This is a genomic window from Bradyrhizobium sp. ma5 (assembly GCF_042258955.1).
In the GTDB taxonomy this organism is placed as follows: domain Bacteria; phylum Pseudomonadota; class Alphaproteobacteria; order Rhizobiales; family Xanthobacteraceae; genus Bradyrhizobium.
In genome coordinates, this window is the sequence record NZ_CP170156.1 from 5569192 (window position 1) to 5593101 (window position 23910).

General features: G+C 63.6%; 27 protein-coding genes and 1 pseudogene. 12 read left to right on the forward strand and 16 right to left on the reverse strand.

What is annotated here, in order from left to right; genetic code table 11:
* Window positions 1-195 precede the first annotated feature (195 nt).
* A complete protein-coding gene (locus ACE103_RS26045; RefSeq protein WP_375775418.1) occupies window positions 196-2205 on the reverse strand; it encodes an SPFH domain-containing protein in 2010 nt (669 codons plus the stop codon).
* 352 nt (window positions 2206-2557) lie between these two features.
* On the opposite strand from ACE103_RS26045, the gene ACE103_RS26050 reads away from it, so the two are divergent.
* A complete protein-coding gene (locus tag ACE103_RS26050; protein WP_375775419.1) occupies window positions 2558-3463 on the forward strand; it encodes a transglutaminase domain-containing protein in 906 nt (301 codons plus the stop codon).
* 59 nt (window positions 3464-3522) lie between these two features.
* Here the strand turns inward: ACE103_RS26050 and ACE103_RS26055 are convergent, their stop codons facing one another.
* Window positions 3523-3786: a GlsB/YeaQ/YmgE family stress response membrane protein gene (locus tag ACE103_RS26055; protein ID WP_375775420.1), complete on the reverse strand. Its 264-nt coding sequence runs from the start codon at window positions 3784-3786 to the stop codon at window positions 3523-3525.
* Between the two features lie 225 nt (window positions 3787-4011).
* Between ACE103_RS26055 and ACE103_RS26060 the strand changes: the two genes are divergently transcribed.
* On the forward strand, window positions 4012-4761 hold the full coding sequence (locus ACE103_RS26060) for a potassium channel family protein (RefSeq protein ID WP_223976670.1): 750 nt from the start codon (window positions 4012-4014) through the stop codon (window positions 4759-4761).
* Between the two features lie 99 nt (window positions 4762-4860).
* Here the strand turns inward: ACE103_RS26060 and ACE103_RS26065 are convergent, their stop codons facing one another.
* From ACE103_RS26065 to ACE103_RS26080, 4 genes and pseudogenes are all read right to left on the reverse strand, one after another.
* A complete protein-coding gene (locus ACE103_RS26065) occupies window positions 4861-5709 on the reverse strand; it encodes an SDR family NAD(P)-dependent oxidoreductase (RefSeq protein ID WP_375775421.1) in 849 nt (282 codons plus the stop codon).
* Between the two features lie 224 nt (window positions 5710-5933).
* A complete protein-coding gene (locus ACE103_RS26070; protein ID WP_375775422.1) occupies window positions 5934-7073 on the reverse strand; it encodes an amidohydrolase/deacetylase family metallohydrolase in 1140 nt (379 codons plus the stop codon).
* Between the two features lie 58 nt (window positions 7074-7131).
* Complete coding sequence (locus ACE103_RS26075) at window positions 7132-9072, reverse strand: cyclic nucleotide-binding and patatin-like phospholipase domain-containing protein (RefSeq protein WP_375775423.1); 1941 nt, start codon at window positions 9070-9072, stop codon at window positions 7132-7134.
* 110 nt (window positions 9073-9182) lie between these two features.
* Window positions 9183-10330 (reverse strand): annotated as a pseudogene (locus ACE103_RS26080) (zinc-binding dehydrogenase).
* A 226-nt stretch (window positions 10331-10556) separates the two neighbouring features.
* On the opposite strand from ACE103_RS26080, the gene ACE103_RS26085 reads away from it, so the two are divergent.
* The gene (locus ACE103_RS26085; protein ID WP_375775424.1) at window positions 10557-11084 is read left to right on the forward strand and encodes a hypothetical protein; all 528 of its coding nucleotides are present in this window, start codon (window positions 10557-10559) and stop codon (window positions 11082-11084) included.
* A gap of 26 nt (window positions 11085-11110) precedes the next feature.
* Here ACE103_RS26085 and ACE103_RS26090 read toward each other — a convergent pair whose 3' ends face one another.
* Window positions 11111-11404 carry a hypothetical protein gene (locus tag ACE103_RS26090; RefSeq protein WP_375775425.1) on the reverse strand — a complete coding sequence of 98 codons (294 nt, stop codon included), beginning with the start codon at window positions 11402-11404 and terminating at the stop codon, window positions 11111-11113.
* A gap of 148 nt (window positions 11405-11552) precedes the next feature.
* Between ACE103_RS26090 and ACE103_RS26095 the strand changes: the two genes are divergently transcribed.
* The 4 genes from ACE103_RS26095 (at window position 11553) to ACE103_RS26110 (ending at window position 16020) form a co-directional block, all read left to right on the forward strand.
* Window positions 11553-12506, forward strand: coding sequence for an acyl-CoA desaturase (locus ACE103_RS26095; RefSeq protein WP_375775426.1), 954 nt, complete (start codon window positions 11553-11555; stop codon window positions 12504-12506).
* Window positions 12507-12761: 255 nt separating this feature from the next.
* Complete coding sequence (locus ACE103_RS26100; RefSeq protein ID WP_375775427.1) at window positions 12762-14306, forward strand: FAD-dependent monooxygenase; 1545 nt, start codon at window positions 12762-12764, stop codon at window positions 14304-14306.
* Window positions 14307-14455: 149 nt separating this feature from the next.
* Complete coding sequence (locus ACE103_RS26105) at window positions 14456-15073, forward strand: PilZ domain-containing protein (RefSeq protein ID WP_028336124.1); 618 nt, start codon at window positions 14456-14458, stop codon at window positions 15071-15073.
* Window positions 15074-15405: 332 nt separating this feature from the next.
* Window positions 15406-16020: a transglutaminase-like cysteine peptidase gene (locus ACE103_RS26110; protein WP_375775428.1), complete on the forward strand. Its 615-nt coding sequence runs from the start codon at window positions 15406-15408 to the stop codon at window positions 16018-16020.
* Between the two features lie 131 nt (window positions 16021-16151).
* Here the strand turns inward: ACE103_RS26110 and ACE103_RS26115 are convergent, their stop codons facing one another.
* The gene (locus ACE103_RS26115) at window positions 16152-16397 is read right to left on the reverse strand and encodes a hypothetical protein (RefSeq protein ID WP_375775429.1); all 246 of its coding nucleotides are present in this window, start codon (window positions 16395-16397) and stop codon (window positions 16152-16154) included.
* A gap of 14 nt (window positions 16398-16411) precedes the next feature.
* The gene (locus ACE103_RS26120; protein WP_375775430.1) at window positions 16412-16564 is read right to left on the reverse strand and encodes a hypothetical protein; all 153 of its coding nucleotides are present in this window, start codon (window positions 16562-16564) and stop codon (window positions 16412-16414) included.
* Window positions 16565-16662: 98 nt separating this feature from the next.
* Here ACE103_RS26120 and ACE103_RS26125 point away from each other — a divergent pair, with 98 nt between their 5' ends.
* The 3 genes from ACE103_RS26125 (at window position 16663) to ACE103_RS26135 (ending at window position 18509) form a co-directional block, all read left to right on the forward strand.
* Entirely contained in the window at window positions 16663-17292 is a 630-nt protein-coding gene (locus ACE103_RS26125; RefSeq protein WP_375775431.1) for a TetR/AcrR family transcriptional regulator, read from the forward strand.
* A gap of 33 nt (window positions 17293-17325) precedes the next feature.
* Complete coding sequence (gene fabA / locus ACE103_RS26130; protein ID WP_375775432.1) at window positions 17326-17856, forward strand: bifunctional 3-hydroxydecanoyl-ACP dehydratase/trans-2-decenoyl-ACP isomerase; 531 nt, start codon at window positions 17326-17328, stop codon at window positions 17854-17856.
* 161 nt (window positions 17857-18017) lie between these two features.
* Complete coding sequence (locus ACE103_RS26135; RefSeq protein ID WP_375781183.1) at window positions 18018-18509, forward strand: hypothetical protein; 492 nt, start codon at window positions 18018-18020, stop codon at window positions 18507-18509.
* Window positions 18510-18906: 397 nt separating this feature from the next.
* On the opposite strand, the gene ACE103_RS26140 is transcribed toward ACE103_RS26135, so the two are convergent.
* The 3 genes from ACE103_RS26140 to ACE103_RS26150 all read right to left on the reverse strand — a co-directional run bounded on the left by ACE103_RS26140 (window position 18907) and on the right by ACE103_RS26150 (window position 20212).
* The gene (locus ACE103_RS26140) at window positions 18907-19056 is read right to left on the reverse strand and encodes a hypothetical protein (protein WP_375775433.1); all 150 of its coding nucleotides are present in this window, start codon (window positions 19054-19056) and stop codon (window positions 18907-18909) included.
* A gap of 202 nt (window positions 19057-19258) precedes the next feature.
* Window positions 19259-19744: a hypothetical protein gene (locus ACE103_RS26145; protein WP_375775434.1), complete on the reverse strand. Its 486-nt coding sequence runs from the start codon at window positions 19742-19744 to the stop codon at window positions 19259-19261.
* A gap of 156 nt (window positions 19745-19900) precedes the next feature.
* The gene (locus tag ACE103_RS26150) at window positions 19901-20212 is read right to left on the reverse strand and encodes a hypothetical protein (protein WP_223976405.1); all 312 of its coding nucleotides are present in this window, start codon (window positions 20210-20212) and stop codon (window positions 19901-19903) included.
* Window positions 20213-20299: 87 nt separating this feature from the next.
* Here ACE103_RS26150 and ACE103_RS26155 point away from each other — a divergent pair, with 87 nt between their 5' ends.
* Entirely contained in the window at window positions 20300-20554 is a 255-nt protein-coding gene (locus ACE103_RS26155) for a hypothetical protein (RefSeq protein WP_375775435.1), read from the forward strand.
* A 90-nt stretch (window positions 20555-20644) separates the two neighbouring features.
* On the opposite strand, the gene ACE103_RS26160 is transcribed toward ACE103_RS26155, so the two are convergent.
* Both ACE103_RS26160 and ACE103_RS26165 read right to left on the reverse strand, forming a co-directional pair.
* Window positions 20645-21175, reverse strand: a complete 531-nt coding sequence (locus ACE103_RS26160; protein WP_092115174.1) for a gamma carbonic anhydrase family protein — start codon at window positions 21173-21175, stop codon at window positions 20645-20647.
* A 98-nt stretch (window positions 21176-21273) separates the two neighbouring features.
* The gene (locus ACE103_RS26165; protein ID WP_092115175.1) at window positions 21274-21603 is read right to left on the reverse strand and encodes a DUF6949 family protein; all 330 of its coding nucleotides are present in this window, start codon (window positions 21601-21603) and stop codon (window positions 21274-21276) included.
* Window positions 21604-21823: 220 nt separating this feature from the next.
* Between ACE103_RS26165 and ACE103_RS26170 the strand changes: the two genes are divergently transcribed.
* Window positions 21824-22534, forward strand: coding sequence for a hypothetical protein (locus tag ACE103_RS26170; protein ID WP_375775436.1), 711 nt, complete (start codon window positions 21824-21826; stop codon window positions 22532-22534).
* A 61-nt stretch (window positions 22535-22595) separates the two neighbouring features.
* Here the strand turns inward: ACE103_RS26170 and ACE103_RS26175 are convergent, their stop codons facing one another.
* Both ACE103_RS26175 and cysE read right to left on the reverse strand, forming a co-directional pair.
* On the reverse strand, window positions 22596-22814 hold the full coding sequence (locus ACE103_RS26175) for a DUF3126 family protein (RefSeq protein ID WP_223976396.1): 219 nt from the start codon (window positions 22812-22814) through the stop codon (window positions 22596-22598).
* A gap of 138 nt (window positions 22815-22952) precedes the next feature.
* The gene (gene cysE / locus ACE103_RS26180; RefSeq protein ID WP_097674153.1) at window positions 22953-23780 is read right to left on the reverse strand and encodes a serine O-acetyltransferase; all 828 of its coding nucleotides are present in this window, start codon (window positions 23778-23780) and stop codon (window positions 22953-22955) included.
* Window positions 23781-23910 lie beyond the last annotated feature (130 nt).

The following is a 23910-nucleotide window of genomic DNA, read 5'->3' on the forward strand; positions in this document are numbered from 1 at the left end:
GCGCGCCGCCAAAATATCGAAAACAACCCCATGCAAAGTAGCCGACGGCTACCGCCGTCCCACCGGGCAACTTGACACGTCGGGCAAATCACCGATATATTTCTAATATTCCGAATTCGTGCAAATACCCCTCCCCCGCAAGCGGGAGAGGGAGTGCACTTGTCTGCTATTCGACTTCGCCTGAGTATCGTCGCCTCACTGACCGTTGGTCCGGCGCGCGGCCTTCGGTGCCTCGTCCTTCAACTTCTCCAATGCGCCGGGCATCATCTGCCCGAACATCGAGCTCAGCATCGCGGTCGGGATCAGGCCCGCATTGCTGCTCTCTTGCCCCTGCCCGCCCGACATCAGGAATTGCGGCACCAGCGGCTGGTTGATCCGTGTCAGCGCATCGGCGAACTTGGCGAAGTTCTGCTCGGCCAGGCGATACTCCGGCCCGCCATAGGCATCGACCGACAGCTTGGTCGCCTGCGCATTGGCGGTACCGACGGCGAGCACCCGGTCGGCTTCGCCCTGGCCTTCCAGCCGCGACTGCTCGCCGACCGCCGCTGCGGTCACCTTCCTCGTCTCCGCATCTTTCTGCGCACGGGCGAGCGCAGCCGAGCCCTCGTTCTCGTTGACCTTGACCTGGATCAGCGACTGCGTCAGCGCCGACTGCGCCGCCGCCGTCGCCTTGGCTTCATTGAGCGCGCGCTCCTGCACCGCGGCCTTCTCCTGCTCCTGATAGGTCTCGATCTGCTCGCGCGCGATCTGGCGCGAGCGGAGCTGGATCAGGATGTTCTCGATGGTGTGGTCACCGGGGGCCGCGCGCGGCGTGCCGATCAACACCTCCTGAAGATCGAGCGAATAGCTCTCGAACCTCGCCTTCATGTCGTGGGCCGCTTCCTCCTGGATCGCTGCGCGGTTCTGCAACAGCTCGATCAGCGTCATCTTCTGCGCGATGTTCTTGAAGAACGCGCTGACCATCGGGTCGAGCGTCTGCTCGACCAGCTTCTTCACGTCGCCGAAGCGCTGGATGATCATCGGTGCCTTCTTGTAGTCGATATGCATCACCACCGAGAGCGGCAGCGTCGGCTCGAACGCGTCCTTGGTGATCAGCGAGATTTCCGACAGGTTCTCGTCGAGCTTCATCGCGCCGACCTCGCCGCGCATCCATTTCAGGATGAAGTTGACGGTCGGGATCACCTCGATCTTGCCGGCATAGGTGTTGAACGCGTACTTGCCCGGCAACAGCGGGTCCTTCCAGACGCCGCGGCTGCCGTTCAGCACCAGCTCGCCGTGGCGATACTGCTCGCCGGAAACGTCGTCGGTGCGCGGGCCGGTATAGAAGATGACGACGCCGACATTGCCGACCGGGATCACGGTCTTCGGCACCGCCTCGACGGTCGCGAACAGGCGGTTGATGTACCAGGTCCCCTCGACGATGACCTGGAGCTGGCGGCCGCGATAGCCGCCAGCGCTCAGGAATTTCTCGGGCTCCTGGAAATTGTTGTGGAAGGTCGCCGCGTCGCGCAGCTCGATGCCGACTTCGGGCGCGATGATCTCGCCCGGGGGCAGCGACGGGCCGTCATGCACGGTGACGATGCCGACCAGATCGTGATCGGCCGCCAGCACGACCGGCGCAAAACCCCAGCGTTCGGTGATCGTGAGCTGCATGCTCTCGAGCACGCCGCGTTCCCGCTCGCTGAGCGCATGACCATAAACGCGCTCGTCGGTGATGACGGCGAACTGCGTCGTGTTGATCGCATAGGTGCCCTCGCGCAGGATCTTGCGCTGCGGACCCTTCTGGCCGCCACCGATCAGGAAGCGGCGCGCGTCCTGGAAGTCCGACTTGTCTTCGGTGTCGTTGGCGCCGAGCACCTGCGAAGGCTCCAGCACCGCGCCGTCGCGCGCGAACACATAGGCGATCTTGCCCTGGCCGACGGTCACGAGGTCCGAACGGTGGATCCGGTACATGAAGGGAAACATCACATGCAGGCCGCCGCGCAGCACCTCCGGCTCATAGCCGGCCTCACCGTTCAGCGCGATGAAGCCGTTCTCGATCGAGCCCCTCATCGCCCACATCTTCTCGACGATGCCGACCTGATTGTTGGGAATGTAGCGAAATACGTTCGATATGCGCAGCAGGATCACACATGCGACCGCTGCAGCGATCCAAATGGCAGGCTGAGTCAAACCTGAACCATTAAGAAAACCGAGGAAGTCCATAGTCCATCTCCACAATTCGCAACTGGGCGGTTTGGGAGCCAAACCTCACCCAAGAATTGCGGTGCGGAGATGTGGTGCGGCCTTGGCGGCGCAAGGCGTGAACATTATTCGCACTGCCGATCTTTTTTTGATGACAGCATGAACCGGCGAACCGGTCGCGCGACATCGATCGGCGCGATTGGTTTGCTGCGACTGCGCATCATTCGCAGCACAGGGATGTTGACCTAGATCAAGATCAACTTCCTTTCGTCTGCATGAAGTTCGATTGGCGGCGCGTTCCACTGCTTCGGCCACGCGCCAACCCGATCTTCATTCTTCCTCGACGCGGCAGTCGAACCGGGAGAAGGCTCGTATGGCGATGCTTGGCGAAATAAGCCATACCACCACCTACCGATACGCTACGCCTGTCACCTTCGGTACCCATCGAGCCATGTTCCTGCCGCGACGCGGCGCTTCTGCGCGGTTGCTGAGCTGGTCGGTAAAGACCAGCGTGCCGTCAACGATCCGCTGGGTTACCGACCCCCGGACCAACGCCATAACGGTGATGGACTTCAGCGAGCGATCCAGTGAACTCAAAATCGCGTTCAAGGTTCGCGGAGTCTATTTCGGGGTGAAGGGGATTGAGGCGTTTCCGCTCGAGTCTCGGGCCGACGAGGTGCCGGTACAGTACACCCCGGATGAGTGGACCGATCTCGCCGGTTATCTGCGGCCTCACGCGGACGATCCCGACGGCAGCGTGTCAACATGGACGAAGAGCTTCGTCGCGGGTGACCAGGATCGAACAACCGATGTTTTGCAGCGCCTGCTCGGCTCGTTTCGCGACTCTTTCCGCTACTGCGCGAGGGATGCCGAGGGGACGCAATCGCCAGGCGATACTCTCCGCACAAGGTCCGGCACCTGCCGGGACTTTGCCTGGCTGATGATCGAGACCTTGCGCCGGCTCGGGTTTGCGGCGCGCTTCGTCAGCGGCTACCTTTATGACGCAACCGTGGACGGTGGCGCCGTTGGCATGACCGGGTCCGGCGCAACGCATGCGTGGCTGCAGGTGTTTCTTCCCGGTGCCGGTTGGCTGGATTATGACCCGACCAACAGCATCAGTGCCGGATTTGATCTGATCCCGGTGGCGATTGCGCGCTATCCAGGCCAGGCGATCCCGCTGGCTGGTTCATGGTTTGGCGATGCGAAAGACTATCTGGGGATGTCGATCGACGTCGCCGTACGCAAGATCGGCGAGTTTCGCGATCCTTCCGAAGGGTAGTGGCCAACCGCAAGGCAATCATCGCCGGCCTGTAGCGACGACCGCCGATGGTCAATCAATCAAGCGCGCCCTTGGCGGCCCATCACGAGGCCGTAAAGAAACAGCAGAATGATTGAGCCGGCAACGGCACCGATGAAGCCTGTGCTCTCCCCGGGTGCGTACCATCCAACGGCCTGGCCAAGGTAGGTCGCGACGAAAGCGCCGACAATTCCAAGGACGGCCGTGAGAATGAAGCCCTTGGGCTCCGACTTGTCGCCAGGCATGATGAACTTGGCGATCACTCCGACAATAAAACCAATAATAATCGTCCAAATAACGCCCATTGGATTTACCCCACAGCTTTGGCAACAGACTGTCGGAATTGACCGGGACCAGTTGCTGCCGCCTTGATCTACATCAAGCTTCGTCATTTGGCGTGGTTGCAGGAACGGTTAGGCCAGGTGCCGGAGGCTGGCAGGCCACAGCCTGTGGAGGCGACAAGCGTGTCAGCACTGGGAGTGCAGGCTGAGGGCTCTCCCCGAACGCCGCTTTCTCGATTTCGGACTTCGATGCGCCACCTGTACTGTGGACGCAGCGCTAATTCGCGTCTCTTTCTCTATGCGCTTCTGGTCTTTGATTTGGCCTCACTCCTGTTCATCATCGGCACGTCGTTCCTGCCGCGCAGTGCTTTGGTACGGGGCCTCGATGTTGCCTTTGGTGTCGCCTTTCTGGTCGAGTTGATGTTGCGCATGGCAGGAAGTCGTCGGGTGAGCCGCGAACTGCTCAGCATCACGACCTGGACCGACGTCGCTGCGATTGTATCCTTGCTGGCGGCAACAGCGAGCGAAGCCGCGGCCTTCCTGCGCGTACTCCGCACGTTTCGGCTGTTGCGAACGTACCGGGTGGTACGATTCCTCCGTGAGGACAGCGTCTTCTTTCGTCGCAACGAAGAACTGCTGGTCGCAATCACCAATCTGTCCGTCTTTGTTTTCATCATGACGGGCGTGGTTTACGAAACGCAGCGAGGTGTGAACCCCGGCATCAAGAATTACGCAGACGCACTTTACTTCACGATTACCGCGCTCACGACCACGGGCTTTGGCGATATCACCTTACCCGGAACGCCGGGTCGCATGATTACAGTTGTGATCATGATATTCGGTGTCACACTCTTCCTGAACCTGGCAAAGGTGTTGTTCAGCCCAAGCAAGGTGCGGTTCAGATGCCCATCCTGTGGCCTTCTTCGTCACGATATCGATGCTGTCCACTGCAAAAGCTGCGGCATCGTGTTGAATATTCCCGACGAGGGCGCCGTCTAGGCGCGATCTTGCGATCACCGGAGCGCCATCGCGGCATTGACAGTGGACGCGGCGATCACGCCGGGTAGTGACACCACCTCTTCACCGTGCCCTGCGCGCTCAACGTTTCGGGTTGCGCCCACGGATACGGTCAAAGCCCTGCTTGATTGCGGCGAAGCGCGCGTCGACGATCGGCTCGAATTCGAGGTCGGTGAAGATATATGGCCAGTCGTTTTCGACGCCTTCGCGGACGAGTTCACCGACATACATCGGATCGATGCCCTGAGAGACGCGCTCGCGCACCAGATTGATCCGCTCGGCAATCGGGCCTGAAGTCGGCATGGCACGGACCGCCCCCTCGAAGCGCTTGGGCAGGTTGCGCCCTGAGTTCACGATTTGAGTGCGGATGAACCCGGGACACAGCACCGATACGCCAATCCCGCGCGGCGCAAGTTCAGGCCGCAGTCCCTCGGACAGCGCGACCACGCCATATTTTGAAACGTTGTATGCAGTGCTCCCCCCTGAAATAAGGCCGGCGAGCGAGGCAGTGGAGACGATGTGTCCACCCTCGCCATGCTGCTCGATCAACGGCCCGAAAATCTCGATCCCCCAAATGGTCGCCATCAGGTTGACGCCCAGGGTCCAATTCCATGACGCGTCGGTCCAGGTGCCATAGGGCCCACCGCCGCCGACGCCGGCGTTGTTGACGAGGATATGCACCTTGCCGTAGCGGGCCGTCGTGGCTTCGGCGGCGGCGGCGAGTTCGGCTTTGAGCGAGACGTCGGCTTTCACGCCGTCGACATCGACGTTGGTGAGCCGCAGTTGCTCGAGCGCCGTGGACAAAGCCGCTTCTTCGATATCGCAAAGCATGACTTTCACCCCCGCCTGGGCGAGAGCTGTCGCGATTCCCAATCCAATGCCTGACGCTGCGCCGGTCACGAACGCGGTCTTTCCAGCGAGTTCCTTCACGCGCATTCCCCCCGTGCAAGCGGACACCCTCGCCCCAAGGCGCCAAGTGTCAAACGTCCAATGTCAAAGGTCCAAGTGCCACTGGACGCCATATGACCGCACTTTCAAGCGATTGGGAAGTGTGCGGGCTGTCCGCTCCGGGCTCTTGGCCGACATCGATTCAGACCAGCTTTCATGTCGCCTTTATGAATGCAAAGCGCTCGCCGGTCTTACGAGACCACGCCCTATCTTGGATGCCACCAGCGGCCACCGATCACGACGCCTTCGGACGCGATCTTGCGATCGCCCGTCAGGTGTTCGCCGACCACGTCGACATAATCGAACTGCCCTTCCCGGATCGAGATCAGCGTGGCGTCGCCGACGCTGCCGGGCTTGAGGCTGCCGAGCTCCGGGCGACGCAACGCCATCGCGGCGTTGACGGTGGACGCCGCGATCACGTCTGGCAGCGACATCCCCATGCAGAGGAATTTCGACATCGTCGTCACCTGGTCGAAAGCCGGCCCGTCGATGCAGAGCTGATGGATGTCGGAAGAGATGGTGTCTGGGTAGAAGCCGTTGGCGAGCATCGCGCGCGCGGTCTTGAAGGCAAACGAGCCCTTGCCATGGCCGATATCGAACAGCACGCCGCGCTCGCGCGCCTCCAGCACCACCTTCTTCACCGTGCCCTGCGCGGTCGCGGGCGTGTTGGGGAACGGACGGAACGCATGGGTCAGCACATCGCCCGGGCGCAAGCGGGCGAGCACCTCCTCGTAGCTCGGCGGCGGATGATCGATATGCGCCATCAGGGGCATGCCGACCTGTTCGGCAACCTCGAGCGCGATCTCGAGCGGCACCAGCCCCGAGGTGCCCGAGGCGAACAGGCCGACCCGCACCTTGATGCCGACGATGAGGTCGCGGTTCTCGTCCGCCACGCGCGCCGCGTCGACCGGATTCATCAGCCGCAACTCCTCACTCTCGCCGACCATCACGCGGTCGGAGAAGCCGAAGATGCCGGCATGCGAGACGTGCAGATAAGCGAGGATGCGGACCTGGCTCGGCTCGATCACGTGCTTGCGGAAGCCGGCGAAATTGCCGGGGCCGGCGCTGCCGGTATCGACCGAGGTGGTGACGCCGGACGTCCGGCAGAACTCTTCCGCGTCGATACCGAGCGAGGTGCCGCCCCAATAGACATGGGTGTGCAGGTCGATGATCCCCGGCGAGACGATCAGCCCGGAGACGTCGCGGATCTCGGTTGCGGGATCGGCCTTCAGCTCCCGGCCGACCGCGGCGACCTTGCCGCCGGCAAAGGCGACATCCGTCACCGCATCGAGCTTTTGCGACGGGTCGATCACCCGTCCGCCACGCAGAATTAGATCGAACGGCATCGTCATCTCCGGATTTCGGCCGGCACGATGATCGACCTCGACGCCGCCTGCAAGACGTTCAGCCGACGCGGGCCTGATGGGAAATGGGTGCGGTCACAGTCGTCGTCTGATCCGCACTGTTGTCCGCGGACAAGCCGGTGCCCGTTACCTTGGCCGACGCGACGATCGCAGCAATGGCTGGATGATGCGCCGCCTCCGAGGCCGCGATGGTCTCTTGCGCCCAGCGGTACGAGGATTCGAAGATTTCCTGATGGCGGTCGAAATCGGTCACGTCGACGCCATCCGGCGTCGGCGGGCGCATCACGAAGTCGAGCGGCGTCGTCGGCAGCGTATCGTAGCGCTGATGCGCGACGAGGCTTCGCCACAACACGTTGACGGCGCTCGGCGCGGCAGGAAGCGCTTTCCGCCGGAACGGCGTCAGCAGCGACGCGAGCAGCTCGAACCTTCCAGGCAGCGCGGCATAGTCGACGTCGAACATCTCGGTCGCCGGCTCGCCGAAATGGACCACCAGGTTCGGGCCGCTCTTCATCTGATGCATTTGCGCCAGCGGAACGTTGTCGACGAGACATCCGTCGACCAGCATCGAGCCGTCTTTGGTATAGAACGGCGGCAGCAGGCCGGGGATGGCGCTGGATGCCCGCACCGCCTGCCAGAGCAGGCCGGTCCGGATCAATTCGAGATTGTGCGTCGACAGGTTGGTCGCGACCGCCGCGAACGGCCGCCAGCAATCCTCGATCCGGCAGGTGTGGCCGTACTGATCGGCAAGCGCCCGATCGAAGGCCTTGTGGTCCAGCAGCGCGTAGCGCGGCCAGGTCGGGCGGCGGAAGCTGCGGCTGGAGACGAAGATCTCATGGGTACCGCGCTCAAGATGCTCGGCGTCGTAATTCTTGGCAAAGCCGGCCGCCATCGCCGAACCGACGCTGGTGCCGACGAAGATGTCGAACATCGCGCCGCGCTCGCGAAACGCCTTGTAGACCCCGACATGCGCGGTGCCGAGGCTGCCGCCGCCGCCGGCGACAAACCCGACGGCACGGCCGCACAGGAAGCGCACCAGGCTCTCGATATCGATCTGGTCTTCGAGCGCGACATGGTGATGCATGAAGCAAGGCAGCCGCGCGAGCCAGGCCGCGGTGCCGCTGACCTCATGTTGCCTGATATCATGAACGCGAACCAGGCGCCGCGCCGACGCCGGATGCACGCCGCAGGCGAAGCTTTCGATCTCGGTGAGAACCGGTGGCGGAGCATCACCGCGGCAGGCGAACACCACGAGGTCGGCCTGGCGAATGGTCTTGCGCGTCCATTCGGATGCTTCAGCACCACCGAAATAGGCCACCAGCGGCGCGTCATACTCGATCCGGTTGAGCCAGTCGGCGACCTCGGATGAATCGAGCGCGCGGCCGGGGAACATGGCCTGAATGCGCGCGAGATCGACGATCTCGGCACCTGCGGCGGCAAGGCCTTCGCGCAACCTCTGTTCGAAGGCAGGCGGCAGCGGCTCCCGCCCGCACGCAATCAGCGCGACGGTCCGTGCCTTCGGCGACGCCCGGGCCGGCAACAGTCGCGCGGTCTGGACGGCAAAGCGCTGTGCAAGGGCGGCAAGCACCGCCTCAACGATGCCAGGCGTTTCCTGCACCAGCCGCGCATAGGCCGCCCGCGTCAGCACCAGCACGCTGGTATCGCGGATCGCGATCACGTTGGCCGTGCGCGGGATATTGGCGAAGAAGCCGATCTCGCCGACCAGCTCGCCGGCACGAAGCTCCGCAATCGGCTCGGGATGATCGGTCCTGTGCACCGCGAGTGCGCCGTGCAGCACCAGGAACAATGAATCCGAGGCGCCGCCCTGCTCGACGAGCAGCTCGCCACGCACCAGGTCGCGCCGGGTCATCGCGCCAAAGGCGATCAGCCGCTGCTCCGCGCTGAGCGTACGGAACAGCGCGAAGTCCTCGGACAGGTTTCCCCACGCAAACGTTACACTCGGCGGCACACGGTTCGATTGCATGGGCGGATGTTAGCGCCGCACCGTCGTCCCGGCGAGCGATATCACGGCTATCCCCGGCAGGCGTTCTTGAGGGCACTGCAACAGGAATAGCGATGCTTCCATTTCCTGCATCACCCGACCAGCTCCGGCCAAGGCACGATGGTCGACTTCACCGTCTTCATCGCCATCGCGTCCGCGACCGCCTGCGCGACGCCGTCCTCGGTGAACGGATAGATCTGCATGTCGAGCCAGGGTATTTGTTGCGCGTGCGGTAGAGCATGTCGACGCCGAGCGGCAGGTCGTTGCCGGTAAAGCCCCAGGAGCCGAGCACGTTGAGGTCCTTGGTGCAGATGCGGTGCCACGACGTATCGATCGAACCTGCGTCGGTGAACTGTCCCATCTCGACATAGGTGCCACCGTCGCGCAGCATCTCGATGCCCTCGGGGCCGGCGGTCGGATGGCCCGAGCAATCCATCACGAGATCGGCACCGAAGCCGCCGACGATATCGCGCACCGCGTTGATGCGCTCCTCCGGCGTCTTGAGCTGCTCGATATCGACGGTCGCCTCGGCGCCGAACTTGCGCGCCAGCGCCAGCCGCGGCGTCTCCGGTGCGCCGACGCAGATCACGCGCCCTGCTCCCATCTCCTGCGCGGCCGCGACCGCGAGGATGCCGATCGGCCCGGAGCCCTGGATCACCACCTTGTCGCCCCAGCTGAAGCCGCCGGCGCGGGTGGCGCGGTTGAAGGCGCGGATGCAGGAGGTCAACGGCTCCGAGAGCGCGCCGAGCCGCAGTGACATGTCGTCAGGCAGTTTGTAGATCTTGGTGCCGGGCAGCATGTCGAGATCGACATAGACATATTCGGCCCAGCCGCCCCACATGTGCGGCGCCTTGTCGAAGCCGAGATAGCGGCCGTAATACACCGGTGTCAGGCACTTGTTGGCGCTCTCGGGATAATGGATGCAGTAATAGCAGCGGCCGCACGGCATCAAGGGCGGGATCATCACCTTCGACCCCACCTGCAGCGGCTTGCTCATGAAGTCCTCGGTGAACTCCGGGCCGCATTCGACGATCACGCCACCGAGCTCATGGCCGAGCATGAACGGCCATGGCAGTGGCTTCGGCCAGTGTCCCTTCAGGATGTGCAGATCGGTTCCGCAAACACCGCAGGCGCCGACCTTGATCAAGGCCGCCTTTTTGCCGACATCCGGCCATGGCACCGTCCGGATTACGGGCTTGGCTCCAGGTCCGTCATGCGTGCAGACGCGGATCTGCTCCATCGGTTCGCTCTCCCTGTCCTTGTCATTGGGCCGGGTTCGGCCGCACCGACTTTAGGTCACGACGATCGGGATGTCATGAACGCCTGTCATGAAGGCCTTCATGACAGGCCCTGGCGGGACGACGCGCTTCAAGTCTTGACGGGAGTATTTTTCCGTAAACAAAGAACCGTTGATTGTGAACGCAACTGAGGGCCAATAGGCTTGTAGCATTGCGGGGAACGACACCATGAATCCTGGTATCGAAGGTATCGTCGGCATGTACGTCAAGTTGGGCGAGCTGGACACGCTGCAACGAATGAAGGCGCATCGACAGAACCTGCTCAAGCAGTGTGTCGATACGGCGAATTTCAGTTTCGATGTGACGCGATCGATCTACGAGAGCGACCTCGAGGTGATCGAGGCCGGCATCGAGAGCCTGTATGGCGAGATCACCGGCCATGTCGACGTCTTCAACGAAAAGCGGATTGCCGGCTGGGCCCTGTACAACCAGCACCCCGACAAGAGGGTACCGATTGATATCTACTTCAACGGTAACCTTGTCGGCGAAGTCGTTGCCGATCAGTTTCGCAACGATCTGCTCAAGCTTAACAAGGGCGACGGACACCATGCCTTCACGTTCGAGCCGCCGGCCGGGTCCTATCAGCCGCCGTTGCAGCTCGAGATCCGCGCCGCAAAGCGCAAGGTGCTGAAGGCCGTAACTATTGAACCACCGGCGGCGCCGGCCGAGCCGGCCATGGACGCCGAAGCCAAGTAACCCGCCGCGCGGCTTCGCACGGATCGTCACTTCATCGCGATGCCGTCGGGCGCAAAGCCCTCGACCTTATCCGAGATCACGAACGACATCAGGTCGTGCCCGATCACGAGCGGTCCCTGATAGGTCGTGCGCGTCCGCTTCAGCAGCGCGTCCTCCGGCACATCCTGCGTCGGCGGCTGGCTCGCGAACACGATGTGCGAGTAGACCGCAAGCTTCGGCTTGGCCTGGGCGAAGATCTTGCCGGCCTCTTCGGGCGAGGTGTGATGGTTCTCGATCGCCCGATAATTCGGGTAGGCTTTGAACAGGTCGGGATCGATCACGCGACCTCGTGAATGAGCATCCAAGCCACGACAGGCTAGGTGAGGCGGCCGGGGACGCCAATGCGGACTGCGACATGACGGAGGCGCGTGGCGGATTGACAGCAACGGCTACTCCATCCAAACCTGCGGTACAATTTCAGGTTACGGAATGAAGCTGCAACCCGGATCCGAACGCATCTTCGCGGACGACAGCACCGACCCGCTGGATGGGCGCGTGCAATGGGCGCCGGCGAAGTCGTTGTGGCTCGGCGGCATGACCGCGGTCGCGATCGTGTTCGGACCGCTACTGTTCTCGTGGAGCGCATTCGCGCTGTTCATCGTGGCCAGCGCGATCACGCTGTGCTTCGGCCATTCGGTCGGCATGCATCGCCGCCTGATCCATGCGAGTTTCGACTGCCCGCTGTGGCTCGAACGACTCTGCATCTTTCTCGGCACGCTGGTCGGGATGGCCGGCCCCTACGGCATGGTGCGGCTGCACGATTTCCGCGATTGGGCGCAACGCCAGGCGGCGTGCCACGCCTACTCCCGCCACGCCGCCGGCTTCTGGCGCGATGCCTGGTGGCAATTACACTGCACCCTCGTGCTGAAGCACCCGCCGGTCTTCCAGCTCGAACCGCGGCTTGCCGACGACCGCTTCTATGCGTTCGTCGAGCGAAGCTGGATGTGGCAACAACTGCCCTGGGCGATCCTGTTTTTTGCCATCGGCTCGTGGAGCTGGCTGGTCTGGGGCATCTGCGTCCGGGTCGCCGTCTGCGTTACCGGCCATTGGCTGATCGGTCACTACTCGCATCGCAAGGGCGGACAGACCTGGGTCATCGAAGGCGTTGCAGCCCAGGGCTACAATGTCGGTATCGCCGGGCTGATCAGCATGGGCGAGAGCTGGCACAACAATCACCACGCTTATCCTGGCTCCGCCAAGCTCGGGCTGCTGCCCGGTCAGATCGATCTCGGCTGGTGGCTGATCAAGGCCTTCGAGGCCGCAGGCCTCGCGAGCAACATCAAGACGCCGGACAATCTTGCACCGCGCCCTGGCGCGCGCCGCGTCGACGGTCCTGATAATGTCGATGCGGTCGCACATCGCGGCCGTGCGTTGTTCCCATAACCCGCACGCACAGACCGCCATTGCGGATCTGCCGCGATGCCGCTATATCGCCGGTGTCGGAAAAGGCAGACTTGGTTTGGTAAGCCCAAGTCCTTTCGAAATCGAAGTCCTTTCGAAAACGAAAGCTCTGATCTCCTGCCTCGTGCATGAGATCCCCACGACGAACACCGGACGCTGTCGAAGCGTCCATTGTTCGTCCGTGTGGTTCTCAACCCGACGAACCGCTCCGGTCGAACATCGACAAAGGAGCAGTTCATGCAAAACAACCACCCCTTTCCCCATGATGTCGTAATCGCCGGCACGGGCCCGGTCGGCCTGCTGCTTGCCTGCGAGTTGCGGCTCGCAAAGCTCTCAGTCCTGGTGCTCGAGCAGGCCGCGGACCCGCGCTCGCCGTTGAAACGGCTGCCGTTCGGGATGCGCGGCCTCTCGGCGCCCACCATCGAGGCCCTCTATCGTCGCGGGATGCTGGACGACATCGCGGCGCCGCAGCGTACGAAGGATGACGCGTCGAACGGCGCGCATTGGATGCAGCAGCCGCGCCGCCCGGCCGGCCATTTCGCCGGCATCCAGTTTTATCACGACGATATCGACGCATCGAAATGGCCGTATCGCCTGCCGGGTCCGGCCGGCACCAGCATGGCGGTCGACATGGAGGCGCTCGAAGCCGCACTCGCCGCGCGCGCGATCGCGATGGGCGTCGAGATCAGGCGCGGCGCGGGCGTCGAGGCGTTCGATCAATCGGATGACGGCGTCACCGTTCGCGCCGGCGGCGAGACGTTTCATGGACGCTGGCTGGTCGGTTGCGACGGCGGCCGCAGCATTGTGCGCAAGGCGGGCGGCTTTGAATTCGTCGGCACCGATCCCGAATTCACCGGCTATTCGGTCGAGGTCGAGATCGCCGATCCGGACAAGCTCCGCCCCGGCCGCCACTACACGCCAACGGGCATGTATACGTATGCGCATCCCGGCACCATCGCGATGGTCGACTTCGACGGCGGCGCCTTCCACCGCACCCAAGAGATCACGCGCGAGCGTGTGCAGGCGGTGTTGCGCCGCGTCTCCGGCACCGACGTGTCGTTGACGGCCCTCCAGCTTGCTACCACCTGGACGGATCGCGCCTGTCAGGCGACGGCTTACCGGAACGGACGCGTGCTGCTCGCCGGCGACGCCGCGCACATCCATTCTCCGCTGGGCGGCCAGGGGCTCAACCTCGGGCTTGGCGATGCGATGAATCTCGGCTGGAAGCTCGCGGCCACGATCCGCGGCGACGCGCCGGCGGATCTGCTCGACAGCTATTGCAGTGAACGGCATCCGGTGGGTGCGCAGATCCTGGACTGGTCGCGCGCCCAGGTCGCGCTGATGCGGCCGAGCCGGAGCTCGCGTGCGCTCGAAGCCATCATCCGCGACTTGATCGCGACGGAGGACGGCGCGACGTATTTTGCCGAGCGCGTCTGGGGCGTTTCGCTGCGCTACGATCTTGGCGGCGGCCACCCGCTAGTGGGTCGCAGCGCACCCGACTTCGAGTTCGCCTGCGGGATGCGGCTCGGCGAACTGCTCAGAGATGGACGCGGCCTGCTGCTCGACTTCGCGCCGCGCTCTCCCCTGCGCGCGCTGGCCGATCGCTGGCGTGGGCGGTTCAACTATGTCGCAAGCGATGCCGGCGATCGGCTGGGCTTGCGCGCGGTGCTGGTGCGTCCCGATGGGTTTGTGGCGTGGGCCACAGACATCGAACCGGATCTGGAGGAGACTGCACAAGCCGCAGCGCGATGGTTCGGAGAACCTGACGCGGCATCTGAATGAGCCTATCGTCCCCAGGTACGGCGCACGTGAGCTTCGCTCATCGCTCTCGCACCGTGTCCGGGTTCCCTTTCACAACCGTAACGCCCCGTTAACCCTATCAGCCTTAGGGTCGTCGGGGCTCCGAATGGACGGTGGTCGGGTTTGTTGTGATGTCGTTTGCACAGAAGAAAACTACCGTCGTCCCCGTTGCCGAGGAGCGGCGGCGCTTCCAGCGCGTCAAGGTGCACCTGCTCGGCCGCTACATGCTGCCCGACCGGCGCGAGTTTCCCTGTCAGATTATCAACATGTCCCCGGGCGGCCTCGCCTTGCTGGCGCCCGGCATCGGCAATGTCGGCGACCGCGTGATCGCCTATCTCGACCATATCGGCCGGGTCGAGGGCCGCATCACCCGCATCATCGACAACGGCTTTGCGATGACGATCGGCGCCACCGCGCGCAAGCGCGACAAGCTCGCCGCCCAGCTCACCTGGCTCGCCAACCGCGACATCCTCAATCTGCCCGAGGATCGCCGCCACGACCGTATCGTGCCGCGCAACCCGATCGCCCTGCTCACCCAGGAAGACGGCACGCGGATGACCTGCCGCATCATCGACCTTTCCTTGTCCGGTGCCGCCATTGCCGCCGAGAACCGCCCGCCGCTGAAGTCGCTGGTGATGCTCGGCCGGGTGCAGGCCCGCGTGGTGCGAAATCTCGAGGAAGGCTTCGCGCTCGAGTTCGTCCACGAGCAGTCTGCGGAAACGCTCGAAGAGAGCGTTACCGCCAGGTAAAGCGGAAAACCGCTCAAGACCCCGTTTTCAGCCCGCGAAGGCGGCCTCCGGTGCACCGGTGGCCGCCTTCGCGGCGTTTGGCGCCGTGAAATCGGCGGTTAACGGCCGGAGCGTTTGAGGCAACAAACCGTGCAGGCGCAGCGCTTGCCGCGTTAATAGATAAAATTTGAATCAATTGCAGTTGTTTCAAATTTTACGAGAATTCGATTCAAGTAAAGATCGAATTCGCCGCAGCTTTTACCAGTATTCGCGTCAAATCTACTTCACGCACTTAGCGGCGGCGCAAAAGCTTTGTGCGAAACGTGGTCCCAACAAGAAGAACGGGGGCCACGATGTTTGGGTTCAGGGGACAGGGGAAAGGTTTGGCGGTTGCCGCCATTCTGTTTGCGACGTGCGTGTCGGCCAAGGCCGGCGACGTGGTCTACGCCAGCCTGGGTGACGTTGCGCGCTCGCCGATCGGCTGGGTCGAATTCTGCACCGACAATCCCGCCGAATGCCGCGGCGGCAAGACGCAACCACGCGACATCGTGTTGTCGCAGACCGCCTGGCGCGACCTCGTGCGGGTCAACAAGTGGGTCAACGAATCCATCAAGCCGATGACCGACATGGATCATTGGGGCGTGATCGAGAAATGGTCGTTGCCGACTGACGGTTACGGCGACTGCGAGGACTACGTGCTCCTGAAGCGCAAGATGCTGATGGATGCCGGCTGGCCGCGCGAGGCGCTGCTGATCACGGTGGTGCGCGACAGGAAGGGCGAAGGCCACGCGGTGCTGACGGTGAAGACCGACAAGGGCGAGTTCGTGCTCGATAATCAGAACGAGAGCATCGTCGCCTGGACGGAGACCGGTTACCGCTTCGTCAAGCGGCAATCGCAGAGCGATCCCAATGTGTGGGTCTCGCTCGGTGACAACCGCCCGGCAGTTTCAACCGCAAGCTCGCGCTGAGCGGCAACAAGGAATCGAGTTCGCGACCCGGTCACATCCCCACCCCTCCCCGTCCCAGACCGGTTCGCGCGCGGCCAGCCTTCCCCCAAAGGCTGGCCGCAACTTTTTCCGGTGGACACGGCTGTGGCCGATCAGAAGAACCGATCGAGGAACGCCGCCGTCTCGTCCGTGATGCCGACGATCTTGTTGGTGGCCTGGCGATAGAACTTGAAATTGAGCTCGGTCTCGGGCCGGCCGTCGTCCCAATCCTTGAAGCGCTTGAGCGCATCGCGTCCCAGCGGCCCCTTCGCCAGCGCAACACGCCTGACCGCGATGCTGACACGCGGCGTTTGCCTGGCGATGTCAGGCTTGCGCGGCACCGGTTCGGCTGACGTCACCACCGCGCGGGCGATCAGGCCGTTGCCACACCCTCGTTCTCGCTCGCGAACACGAACACGATGTCGCCGGCAGCGATCAGCTTGCCGCCGTACATGGTCTTCTGCGCGGTGAAGATGAATGCATTCGCCCGCGGTTCGGAGATCCCGGTCTTGATCGCAAACGCCATTCGCTAGCCCCGCACCGGCACGCTCGGCCATTCGGCGCCCAGGCTTGACATTCTAGCATCCGCCGGTTTGAATTGAATTCAATTCAAACGAGTCGACGATGAGCGCAACGAGCCAAGGGACACGGGAGCGACTGCTCTCGGCAGCCCAAGAGGAGCTGATCGAAGGCCAAGGGCATATCGAGATGCAGGCCGTCGCGAGACGGGCCCAAGTCTCGGTCGGGCTCGCCTATCACCACTTCGGATCGAAGGCCGGCCTGATCGCCGCCGTGGTCGAAGACTTCTATGAACATCTCGATGAGGCCGCATTCGGCGGCGCCAAGCTGTCCGCCAGCAACTGGGCGGACCGGGAGAAGGCGCGGATCGGCGCCTATGTCGCGTTTCACTATGAGCACCCGTTTGCGCCGCTGGTGATCGGACCGCTGAGCCGGGCGCCCGAAGTGCTGGATGTCGAGACCGCTTTCACCAGCCGCCAGCTGGCAGCCGGGGCACGAATGATCGAGGCCGCTCAGCGCGACGGGATCGTACCCGGCAACCTCGACCCTCACCTCACCATCGCGCTGATGATCGGCGGCATCCGCCAGGCACTGATCGGCGCGCTCACGGCCGACCTGCGGCCGGATCCGGCAAGGCTGACCGGCGACGTCTGGGCGTTCATGGCCGCGGCGCTGCGCCTGCCTGCCAAGTCCCCGCCGGTGCAGCCAAAAGCCACGCGGCGCAGCCGCTCCTAGCGTTCAACCATAACCCCAAGGTCGGTGGCCATCTTGTTCAACCCGCATGATTTTCACACACCGCAATCGTCCTACACGAGAGGAGATCTGCTGCGCTCGAGCGCGGGCGGCTATTTCGGCCCCGGCAATGCGCAGCTGCCGGCACCACCGATGCTGATGATGGATCGCATCACCGACATCGGCATCGACGGCGGCGCCTTCGGCAAGGGCCGGGTCGCCGCCGAACTGGACGTTGCGCCGGACCATTGGTTCTTCGCCTGCCACTTTGCCGGCGACCCCGTGATGCCCGGCTGCCTCGGGCTCGACGCGATGTGGCAGATCATCGGCTTCTGGCTCGGCTGGTCGGGCTCGCCGGGCAAAGGCCGCGCGCTCGGGGTCGGCGAGGTCAAGTTCAGGGGCCACATCACGCCGGACGTCAGGCTCGTGCGCTACGAGATCGACATGCGTCAGGTCAGGCGCGGCCGGCTGGTGCTGGGCATCGCCGACGGCCGCGTGCTGGCCGACGGCGCTTGCGTCTATCTGGCGAAGGACATGAGGGTCGGCCTGATCGCGCCAACGGGCTGAACCACGGACGCGCGCCGGACAGTCCCGTTTTGAGGCAGAAGCCTCCGGAATTTGCGGCGAGTTTTGCACTCCCCTCGCCACCTGCTTGAATCCCCGGGGGTTTTGCCCGCGCCGAGGTTGTGCTATTCGGAACCTTTCAATTGATGTCCGGTTCTGGTCGCATGGTCGAACTTGCCCCCCGGAATGCACAAGCCAGCAGCCTGATCGGCGTGCAGCCGATCGCGATCGGCGCCGTGGCGCTGGTGCTCGTGCTGTTCGGGATCGGCTCGATCGCGCTGTGGCGCAGCTTCAGCGGCAACGTGCCCGAAACTGACCGGATGGTCGCCGCCCGTCAGTGGCAGGCGCGGACCGCGCAGGTCTCCGAGGCCTTGGTGGAAAAGACCAAGGGCATGGAGGTGACCCAGCAGGAATCCATCGACCAGTTGCAGGAAGTGCAGGACCAGCTGCTGAGCATGCGCAAGCAGTTTGCCGCGCAGCAGGCCGACGCCAAGAAGCTGTCCGACCAGGTCGCCGCGCTGACCGAACAGGTCGAGGGCCTGCGCCAATCGCTCGCGAGCGCGCAGGCCAATGAGCCAGCCGCCGAGCCCGAGCCGCGCAAGCGGTCGAAGGCCACCCGGAGCGCCAACCGGAAGCGCCACAGATCGCGCGGTTGAGAATTGATGGCGGCCGAGCGCGATGCCACCGGCCCGGCCATCAAGAAGCGCCAAATCCCGAGCAACATCAGGACCTAAGGTGGAATTTCCAGCTCCAGGCCTGCCGACAGCAGCCTCGCAAGAGTGCCCGTTACCGTGAATTAATCCGGACTTTGTGAACTGGTTCACATATCCGACTTCGAATCCGAGTCATCCTTAAACACCGGATGGCGTGAGCCGATTTCAATATCCGGGGCTGGCAAGGTCGTTGACGGTATACTACGTCGACGGCCTTGTTCTTTTGGGGCCGTGAATTCCCCGTCTCTGGATTGCCCACCCAGAAAGCGCGCCGTGCTGAGCGACAGCTCCGCACGCGCAATGTCTCTACGGCTGAAGCCACAGCAATCAGCGTTTCCGCCTACTTTGTGCGGTCGCGCAAGACGCGATCGCCTCGCTGCCGCAGCCGTGCAAGCTTCGGCTCGAGCTCGTGGAGCATGTAGACGAATGCGATGGCGAGGCCCGAAACAACGACCATGAACAGCAATGTCAGATCAGGAATGGTCAGCATCTCTGATATCCTCTGAGGCCCGGCTCCAATCGCAGCCGGACCGTTTGTTTTCGCGACGCGTTCACGCACAGACTGCTGCGATGCGATGCAAGCCGCATACCAATGCGCGACGGCCCCGGCATCAAAACACCGAGGCCGCGCCGATCATTCCAACATCATCGGCATGGCGATCCAATGGAGCGGCCATGCGTCAGCAGATGTCTCAGTTGCAAACCTGCACGGGCCGGACCTGCCAGCCATAGGGCGTCAGCATGCGACGGCGCACGACGTAGCAGCCGCCGTCACCATATCCATAGCCGTAGCCATACCCGTCATCGTAGCCGTAACCGGCGTAGTACGGGTTGCCGTAGTAGCCGTCATAGTAATCGTAGGCGCCGTAGCCCAGGCCGAAGCCGATCGCGGCCGCCGCGAACGGATAGCCCCAGCCACGCCGATGCCAGCCGCCGCCGTGCCAGCCTCCACCGTGCCAACCGCCGCCGATCGCAGCCGACCGGAAGCCACCGCCCGCGCCCATGGCGCGGAAAGCGCCGCCACCACCGTGGAAGCCACCAAAGCCCCCGCCACCGTGGAAGCCACCACCGCCGTGGAAACCGCCACCACCAAAACCACCTCGAGCCGACGCGGCATCGACCGTGAACAGGCCGACCGTGGCCGTCGCTAGCAAGGCAATCATCGTTTTACGCAACATCACCCGTCACTCCTCTGTCCAAGGCTTTTCTTTGCAAGCCTCCTCCGCCGCGTCCCGCCCATGCTAACTCAATGTAGGACCGCGGCTTCAGCCGCGCGCTCATGTCGCGCTCACATCTGCGCGACCCGCGTTCATCAAAGGCGCGGCCGCCAAGAGTTAACAGCCGCGGCAGATGCCGTTGACCCGGCGGTCGACCGTCCTGTTCTCGTCGGCGATCGCCTTGTCGAAGCTTTCGCTCGACGCCGCGCCGGTGGTGACGCCCTCACTGGTGTTCAGCCGGCCGGCAGATTGCGCCGTGCCGGCGCTGTTGGTGCCGGGCGGCGGTGATGCGACTTGCGGCGATGTCGGGCTGGCTGACGAGGGGCTGCCGATCCCGGTGCCGCTTCCAGTACCTTGGGCGACGGTAACGGTGGGCGCCAGCAGAATGGCGATTGTCGCGAACGCGGCGGTGACGGATAATTTGCGCATGGCAATTCTCCCTTGCGGACATCAACGGGTCCGCAAAACGCCGGTTCCCACAGGCGTTGGGGCAATACAGTTTGGGAGCAATGCAATTTGCGCAAGCTGATCGAGTTTGACGACGATACTGCCGACAAGCTGAAGCAGCTTGGGCGCGACCGGATGGCGACGTTACAGGAGCTCGCGGACGAGGCCTTCGCCGACCTCCTCAAGAAGCACGGTATTCCGATCGACCTGAAGGACGCGCTGCGCAAGAGCGCAAGACTTCAGGAGACAGCGAGACCACGGGATGCGGCAAGGCCAGGCCCGGCGATCGCGAAGGGCGCACGCAAGCAGGGCCGGAAGCGCTGAAAACTAGCGTTCTTGTCTAAGCATGATCTCCGCGCAAACGCTTCGCGTTTGTCGCAGGGAAAACCGCTTCGCACTTTTCCGGATCATGCTTCAGCCGATCTTCTTCAGTCCGGCTTTGTACTGCGGTCCCCGGATCGCGTAGGACTTCGCCGGCCGCGACAACGCCTCCGCCTGCGCGGCGTCAAGCGTGCGCACCACGCGCGCGGGCGCGCCGATGATCAAGGAGTTTTCCGGAAACTCCTTGCCCTCGGTGATGACGGAGCCGGCGCCGACGACACTGCCGCGCCGGATGCGCGCGCCGTTCATCACGATCGATCCCATCCCGATCAGCACGCCGTCTTCCAGCGTGCAGCCGTGCACGATCGCGTTGTGGCCGATCGTGACGTTGTTGCCGATGGTCAGGGGAAAGCCGGGATCGACATGCAGGGTCGAATTGTCCTGGACGTTGGAGCCTTCGCCGATCTCGATCCACTCATTGTCGCCGCGCAGCACGGCGCCGAACCAGACGCTCGCCGCGGATTTGAGGCGCACCTTGCCGATCACAACGGCATTGTCGGCGATGAAGTAGCTGCCGTCGGCGGGAAGATCGGGCCCCTGCCCGTCGAGTTCGTAGATCGCCATGAAGGTCTCCTTGGATTAAGGTGACCTTGGCACAGCGGACGACTTGGTTTCAAGCAAGTGCAGTCATGATCCGGACACGGATCAGGATCAGGCGCGGATCACCCGATCACGCCGGCAGCGCGCAGCGTCATCACGAAGAAGGTGCCCGACATCAGGCTCCAGAAGCCGGATATCACCGTTGCCATCATCACGAACTCGAAGCGGCGGCGCTCGATGCGCGCACCGCGCAGCGTGTTGCGCATGATGATGAACGGTGCGGCGAAGACGAGAAACGGGACCGCGGCGAAGGTCCTCGGCGCCACGCCCTCCTGCAGCAGGCCGAAGCCGGCCGGACGCTCCGCCATCGCCTGATAACCGCTGGCCAATGCGCCGGCGAGCGCGAAGCCAATGAAGAGCGAGAACAGGGAATTCAAGGTATCGGGCGACATCGGGACTTCCGCTACGCAACAGGCCACTCACACCTGCTTCGCAGAATTGGCGGTGGGCCGCCACATCATCCTTAAGGAAAGGTTAACCGGCGACACCAGGCGTGGCGTTTGCGCATGACCAATCGCTGCGGGATTCCATTGGATTCGTACGGAAATTCCGCGTCACGTGGCATATTCGGCAGGTGATTCGGCCACTCCCGGTCTGCTGTTTGCCTCGCTCATGACGCTACTCTCGACTGCCCAGCATCTCGCCCGCGACACCCGCCGCAATCCGCGCGCGCATCTCGTTCCGATCATCGCCTCGGCCGTCATCGCGGCCGGTGCGATTGCCCTCGTCGCCTATCTGTTGTGGCCGACCTATACGACCGTGCCGCCCAGCGATCCGTCGCGGCTGCCGGTGAGCGTCGGCGGCACGCTGTTCAACGTGCCGACCATGGCGGTGCGCATGAAGATCCAGCGCCATTCCGGGCCGCAGGAGCGCGTCGATCTGAGCTTCCTCTATCCGTCGCTGGAGGCGCCTGCCGCGCCGAAGCACTACAGCGCCGAGACCGTCGAGGACAAGGTGCAGCCGATCGACAGGATCTTCGTGTCGATTGCGGCACACCACGATTCACTCGCGCCGGACATGCGGCTGCGCACGATCTATCCGCGCTATCTCGACGAGCGTGCGAATGCCGATGACGGGCTGACGGCACGCGCGTTCCGCGACGGCACGCCCTATGGCGGCGAGGACCTGTTCACCGCGGCCGAGCCGCAACTGATCGCGCGCTGCACGCGCGACACGTCGACGCCCGGCATGTGCCTGAGTGAGCAGCGCATCGAGGGCGCCGACCTGACCTTCCGCTTTCCGCGCAGCTGGCTGGCGCAATGGCGCGACATCGCAACCGCGATGAACCGCCTCTCCGCGCAGATGCACAGCGCGAAGGGATAACGCCGTCATTGCGGAGCGAAGCGCGCTCCGCGGGTTCCTCGCAATGACGGCCTTAGGCTGTTCAGCCCTGGTCGCCCAGATCTTCTTCCAGGATGGCCATCTGGAACTGGAACGAGCGATCATCGTCCTCGTCGTCGACGAACAGCACGCCGATGAACTCCTCGCCGATATAAACCTCGGCCGAGTCGTCCTTCTTGGGCCGCGGCACCACGCGGATCTTGGGATTGCTGAACACGCGTTTGAGATACGCGTCGAGCTTCCTGACTTCCTGTACGTCCACAGCCGTCTCCAATCGGGTCGATGATTTTCGGGGGAGTTTTAGGACGAGACGGCAAAGATCGCCAGAGCCTTTTCAGGCTTTGGCGACGTGATGTTGCGCACAGGCTAAAGCGCGGTACCGATCAGAAAGCGAATGAAATCAAAGCCCGATCGCGTTGAGCATCTGGTCCATGGTGCGCGACGGCTCGGCACAGCCGGCCTCGCCGACGATCTTCGCCGGCACGCCCGCAACCGTGACGTTGTGCGGCACGGGCTTGACAACGACGGAGCCCGCCGCGATGCGCGCGCAGTGACCGATCTCGATATTGCCGAGGATCTTGGCGCCGGCGCCGATCAGCACGCCGTGGCGGATCTTCGGATGGCGATCCTCGTTCTCCTTGCCGGTGCCGCCGAGGGTGACGCCATGCAGGATCGAGACATCGTCGTCGATGACGGCGGTCTCGCCGCAGACGAAACCGGTGGCGTGGTCGAGGAAGATGCCGCGGCCGATCCTGGCCGCCGGATTGATGTCGGTCTGGAACACCGCCGACGAGCGGCTCTGCAGGTAGAAGGCGAAATCCTTGCGGCCCTTCTGATAGAGCCAGTGCGCGAGACGATGGGTCTGCAGCGCGTGGAAGCCCTTGAAGTAGAGCAAGGGATCGATGAAGCGCGAGGTCGCGGGATCGCGGTCATAGACGGCGACGAGATCGGCGCGGAAGGCGTTGCCGATATCGGGCTCATCGCGCAATGCCTCGCCAAAGGTCTGGCGGATCAGGTCGCCCGACAGCGCGGCGTGATCGAGCCGCTCGGCAATGCGATGGACCACGGAATCTTCCAGGCGCTCATGATGCAGCACGGTCGCATAGATGAAGGATGCGAGCTCCGGCTCGCGCCGCAGGATGTCTTCCGCCTCGCCGCGAATTCGATCCCAGATCGGATCGAGCGCCGCCAGCTTGCTCCCCTGCGGATTGACCTGATGAACTGCCATAGCTGCTCTCGCAATTCGGTTGTTCTGATGTGCGTTATAGCACGGTGACCCCAGCGCGTCCCGGGAAGGCTCGGTACGGTAAACCCCAGCCGAACGCCCCTCGGGCCGACGTCTAGGGGAGTTGGTCGGG